Here is a 4,659-nt window from a genome sequence, read left to right as displayed (position 1 = left end):
CCATAATAGAGATAACACATACTGGGTACGGATATTTTCCAAAACTCGTATTGTTCCAAGAAATCAGGTAAAATTAGGAATAGATATAAATAAGGAGGAATTCATCATGACAGCATCTTTACCCGTCGAAGTCGAATCCAATCGCCAACCGGATCACGAGATCAATCCGCAATTCCTGACCCGTTGGTCACCTCGTTCGTTCACGAACCAAGAGGTATCCGAAGATGTACTCCTTAGCTTGTTTGAAGCAGCACGTTGGGCGCCATCCGGAAGTAATATACAACCTTGGCGGTTTATCGTTGCCCGCACGGAAGAGCAGCTTGCCAAGTTTAACAGCTTTATTGCCCCTGCCAATCGGGAGTGGTGTGAAAAAGCACCAGTCCTTGCTTTAGCTATTTCCTATACTAAAGCATCTAACGGGAACAACTCCCCGAGTCACGCTTTCGATGCAGGAGCAGCATGGGGTTACCTAGCACTAGAAGCTAACAATCAAGGATTAATTACACATGCAATGGGTGGCTTTGATCATAACCAAGCGCGTGAAACCCTTCAAATTCCTGAGGATTATCAAACGCATGCTGTTATTGCGATTGGCTATCGGGGTCCTGTTGACGCTTTGCCAGAACGCTTTCAAGAGCGTGAAGCTCCTTCAACTCGACGTCCAGTAAGCGAATTTTTATTTGAAGGAACATTTGGCCAAACACTATAATCAAAAAAAACACTTCATTCCGATACTGGAATGAGGTGTTCTTTTTACTTAATAGGGCAGTTCGACCTTATCGATTCTTGATTTGTACGATGGATCAAAAAACGCCGTAAACGTGAGATTTACGGTCAGTTTTCGTGATAAATCCTTAGGTAGATTTCCGAGGTTTACCGTATCCACACGAATTAATCGAGGTAAAGCTTGCAGCTGTGTAATGGCATCGGTAACTTCATTAAATGTCCCTGCAACTGAAGTTGTCACTCTGACTTCCCTGACATTCGGGTACGGATTTTTACTATTAGCATCTGTCTGCTGCGTCTGCGTGCTCTTGTCACTAACCGTATAGGAAATAGAGTTGAAATTAACTTTTGAACTCGCTTTAATCTGATTTAAATCAAGCGTCAACTGCTCTGTATTATCCCACAATGGAAGAGCGGCTTGAATGTCTTTAAGAGACGGACCGACATCTTCTTTCTTCTCGCTTAATTTTTTAGTAAGAATCTGAATCTGCTTTTCCACGAGAGCAATTTCACTTTCTTGCGTTTTGATCTTATTGGTAGAAGGCAGTTGCACGAAATAGTAGAAAGCAAAAAGAGCTAAAAACAGCAGGACCGCAAGGAATAGAAGAAGAGACTTGGTATTATTTTTGCTGGACATTAGTAAGCTCCTCTCCTTTCGCTTCAGTGGCTCCCTTAGTTCCTGTTTCTTTGGCAACCGTGGCTTTCTTGAAGACTATTGAATAATTAACTGTATATTGCCTGGCAGTAGTGGTAGTTGGATTGTTCACAACAGGACTAGCTGGGTCTACTGGTGTCTCCGCATTCACAGCTGCGTTCGTTGTACCTACCGTCGTCTCTGTAATGGATTGCAGCATGGTATTTTCCCCAAAAGACAACCTGCGCAAGTCAAACAAATAACGGGCTGAATCCTCCATCTTTGCGAAAAAGACAGTTAATGTCATTTGCGATTCTGATGAATAGGAAATTGAGCTGATTTGAGCATCTACAGGCAGTGGTTTTTTGATATCACTAATCATGGCTACCACATCTTTGCGGTTTGCCCTCGTCATTGTAATAAAAGCCGCTGGATCTCCCTGCGTTGCTGGCTTTGACGTTAATTTTGCCTCTGCAGCTGATTTTTGAGCATTGAGGGCAGTCATTCTTGACGCATTTTGAGCCGATATTTTCTGATTATCCAAATAATTCGTACCTATTAATGCCGCACAGGCAACCCACATAATCATGCCTGTAATGGCTAAAAGGAACTTAATTTTCGTCTCTGTTTTCCGATGCGGCAGCAAGTTGATTTGCGTTTTTTGCTTGGAAAATAAAGCGACCCCGATCGCAACACGATACGCGTTAGCGCTAAACTCTTTTGACCGCCCATTCGCGTATAAATCAAAGTCAACTTTCTCCACTTTTAGCTCAGATAGCGCCTGCTCAAGCTCCAAATGCAGCTGAATTCTACTTTGGTTCGCGCCTGTTACGATAATATGAGAAATTCGGCTTTTCCCCTCTTGAATACTATATTGATAAAAACTCAGCATCCTAGAAATTTCAGCAATAATTTCCCCGATCTGATCGGGTGTTAATTCCTCATCAACAGTTGTATCGTGTTCAACTAGACTAATCGTTCGCATAAAAATGGGATTGCCATTTTGCAGCATGTACACTTCCAGAGTTCCACGATCTAAGGAAACCAACATGGATTCCTCAAAAAACTCCTCCTGCAGCGTCGAAATCGCTCTTACCAAGGCAGTGGCAGATATCTCCGCCGCTTTCACGTGCACCCCGGCATCCTCAAACACTTTCACATAACTCATAATTAACTTCTTCGGAGCTGCAAAAACTAGAACTAACGTACTTTCATCATCATGGCTTACCTTAATGTAATCGTAGACAGGGTCTTCAAAAGGCAGACGCAACGCCGTTTCCACTTCAAGTTCTACCAGCTGACGCAGTTCCTGTGGCTTGATACTGGGAATCCGCATTTTACGAATAATAATTTGCGATGTCGGAATGGCAATCGTCGCAGAAGCCCCCCTTAGCTTCTCCGCTTTGACCCATTGTTTGACCTGAAGGTTCAGGGATTCCGAATTAACAATCTGATCTTCAATAATAATTCCTGGTGGGATGGGTAAGAAGCCGCTCGATCCAACTTCCCACGACTTTTTCTTTTTGACAGTAACATACCGGACTCCCGTTTGATCTACCGTAATCCCGATTCGCTTAGTACCTATGCCGAACATATTAATCACACCCTGCTATCCGAGTAATGTTAGGTAAGCTTGTATCATATCCGATCCATAACCGTATGAAATCATAATGCCCAGCGCCAATGACGGGCCAAATGGTATCGGTTGTTTTCTCTTGGTGATTTTTAGCAGAAGCAGCAACCCACCTATCAGACTGCCGATCATACATGCCAAAACAAATGCGACTATGATATGAGTTAAGCCTAAGACTGCTCCGCAGACTAGTAGGAGTTTGGCATCCCCCATGCCCATACCGCCGCGCGAAAGAACTGCAATTAGCACAATAATACCGCCCCCGATCACAGCACCTAGTACATAACTCCACCAAGCCTGATCTCCAGGAAAAATGAATCGTAAAACTGCTAAAACTGGAAAGAAAACTAGCAAAATTTTATTCGGTATAAGCATATAGGATAAATCGGAAATTGTGATGATAACTAAAAGACTAACAAGCGTTAAAGCGATTAAGGATTCTACCGTTATGCCAAAATGCACATAAACCCATAAAAACAGCAACCCTGTTGCGAGTTCCCCTAGGGGATATAAAACTGAAACCTTCGTTTGACAATATCTACACTGGCCTCTGGTAAAAAGATAGCTGATCACTGGGATGAGATCCCTGGATTTCAGCTTTGTCCCGCATTTCGGACAGGCCGATGGCGGGTTGATGACGGATTGTTTTGCCGGCACGCGCAGCGCGACTACGTTGAAGAAAGATCCGAGTACAAGACCGATTATGAAAATATAAATTTCGATGAGGTGCGTCATGTGTTTGGGTCGCTTTCTTTGATTTTAAAAAAGGAATCGGAATGGACCGATTCCTTTTTGTGTTAGTGGAAATAATTGCGTTAGATTTATTTAAGCCAACTTTTATTGTTTCACTTTCTTACCTTTGCCTGTTAATATGTCTGCTCCTGAAACTCTATAAGTACCAGTAGGCACGGTAAGATCAATGTAGTCAATTACTCCATATTTGAGTCAAGCTCAGAAGTTACATACAATCTTGCAGCTTGATATACCTGTACGAATGTAGCAACATCTGAATCTTCTTTTGACTTATTAATTACCCCCAAAATATAAGGAACAGCAATAGCCGCAATAACAGCCAAAATAACAATTACAGCCAGCAACTCAATCAGTGTAAATCCTTTTTCTTCTTTTTTAAGACGTTTCATCATTTTAAACAACATAATGTCTACCTCCAATAATTTTTTAACCTAAATTTGAATACATACTAAACATTGGCAACATGATTGCAGCAACAATTGATCCTACTAATCCCGATAATAAAACCAACAATAGCGGCTCTAACAAAGACTTTAAACGATCAACTGTGTTTTCAACGTCCATCTCGTAGAAATCTGCCACTTTTTCAAGCATCTGATCAAGAGCACCAGTTTCTTCTCCAATAGAAATCATTTGAGTGACTAATGGAGGAAATACCCAAGCCTGTTTAAGCGGTTCAGACAATGGATTACCTTGACGTAACGATTCTGCCGATTTCCTAATAAAACCACCAATAACCTTGTTACCCACTACTTCTTCTACTATTGCTAGAGACTGTAGTACAGGCACAGCACTTGAATACAATGAAGATAACGTTCGAGTCATTAAAGCAATGGAACCTTTTTGCTTCAGTTTACCAAAAACAGGAATTCTGAGCTTTAAGTAATCAATCCCATAAGCGCCTGCTTCAAAC

At 41.9% G+C, this 4,659-nt stretch carries 6 protein-coding genes and 1 pseudogene; 1 reads left to right on the top strand and 6 read right to left on the bottom strand.

What is annotated here, in order from left to right:
- Window positions 1-106 precede the first annotated feature (106 nt).
- Window positions 107-709 (top strand): nitroreductase family protein, encoded by a 603-nt coding sequence (locus tag AC1DUA_RS27195; RefSeq protein WP_477502741.1) that lies wholly within the window; start codon window positions 107-109, stop codon window positions 707-709.
- Window positions 710-757: 48 nt separating this feature from the next.
- Here the strand turns inward: AC1DUA_RS27195 and pilO are convergent, their stop codons facing one another.
- The 6 genes and pseudogenes from pilO to AC1DUA_RS27165 form a co-directional block, all read right to left on the bottom strand.
- A complete protein-coding gene (gene pilO / locus AC1DUA_RS27190; RefSeq protein WP_477502740.1) occupies window positions 758-1,363 on the bottom strand; it encodes a type 4a pilus biogenesis protein PilO in 606 nt (201 codons plus the stop codon).
- Window positions 1,347-2,954: a pilus assembly protein PilM gene (gene pilM, locus AC1DUA_RS27185; protein WP_477502739.1), complete on the bottom strand. Its 1,608-nt coding sequence runs from the start codon at window positions 2,952-2,954 to the stop codon at window positions 1,347-1,349. The genes pilO and pilM overlap by 17 nt, the downstream gene beginning before the upstream one ends.
- A 15-nt stretch (window positions 2,955-2,969) precedes the next feature.
- Window positions 2,970-3,476, bottom strand: a complete 507-nt coding sequence (locus tag AC1DUA_RS27180; protein ID WP_477502742.1) for a prepilin peptidase — start codon at window positions 3,474-3,476, stop codon at window positions 2,970-2,972.
- A gap of 30 nt (window positions 3,477-3,506) precedes the next feature.
- A pseudogene (locus AC1DUA_RS27175) lies at window positions 3,507-3,728 on the bottom strand (prepilin peptidase); the annotation flags it as partial.
- 194 nt (window positions 3,729-3,922) lie between these two features.
- Complete coding sequence (locus AC1DUA_RS27170; protein WP_477502738.1) at window positions 3,923-4,150, bottom strand: type IV pilin protein; 228 nt, start codon at window positions 4,148-4,150, stop codon at window positions 3,923-3,925.
- 22 nt (window positions 4,151-4,172) lie between these two features.
- A partial coding sequence (locus tag AC1DUA_RS27165; protein ID WP_477502737.1) for a type II secretion system F family protein occupies window positions 4,173-4,659 on the bottom strand: 487 nt, incomplete at its 5' end.

It is taken from the genome of Paenibacillus sp. 01T422, from assembly GCF_056398785.1.
Note: the sequence above shows the minus strand (reverse complement) of the source record. Positions and strands in the feature narration are given on the sequence as shown.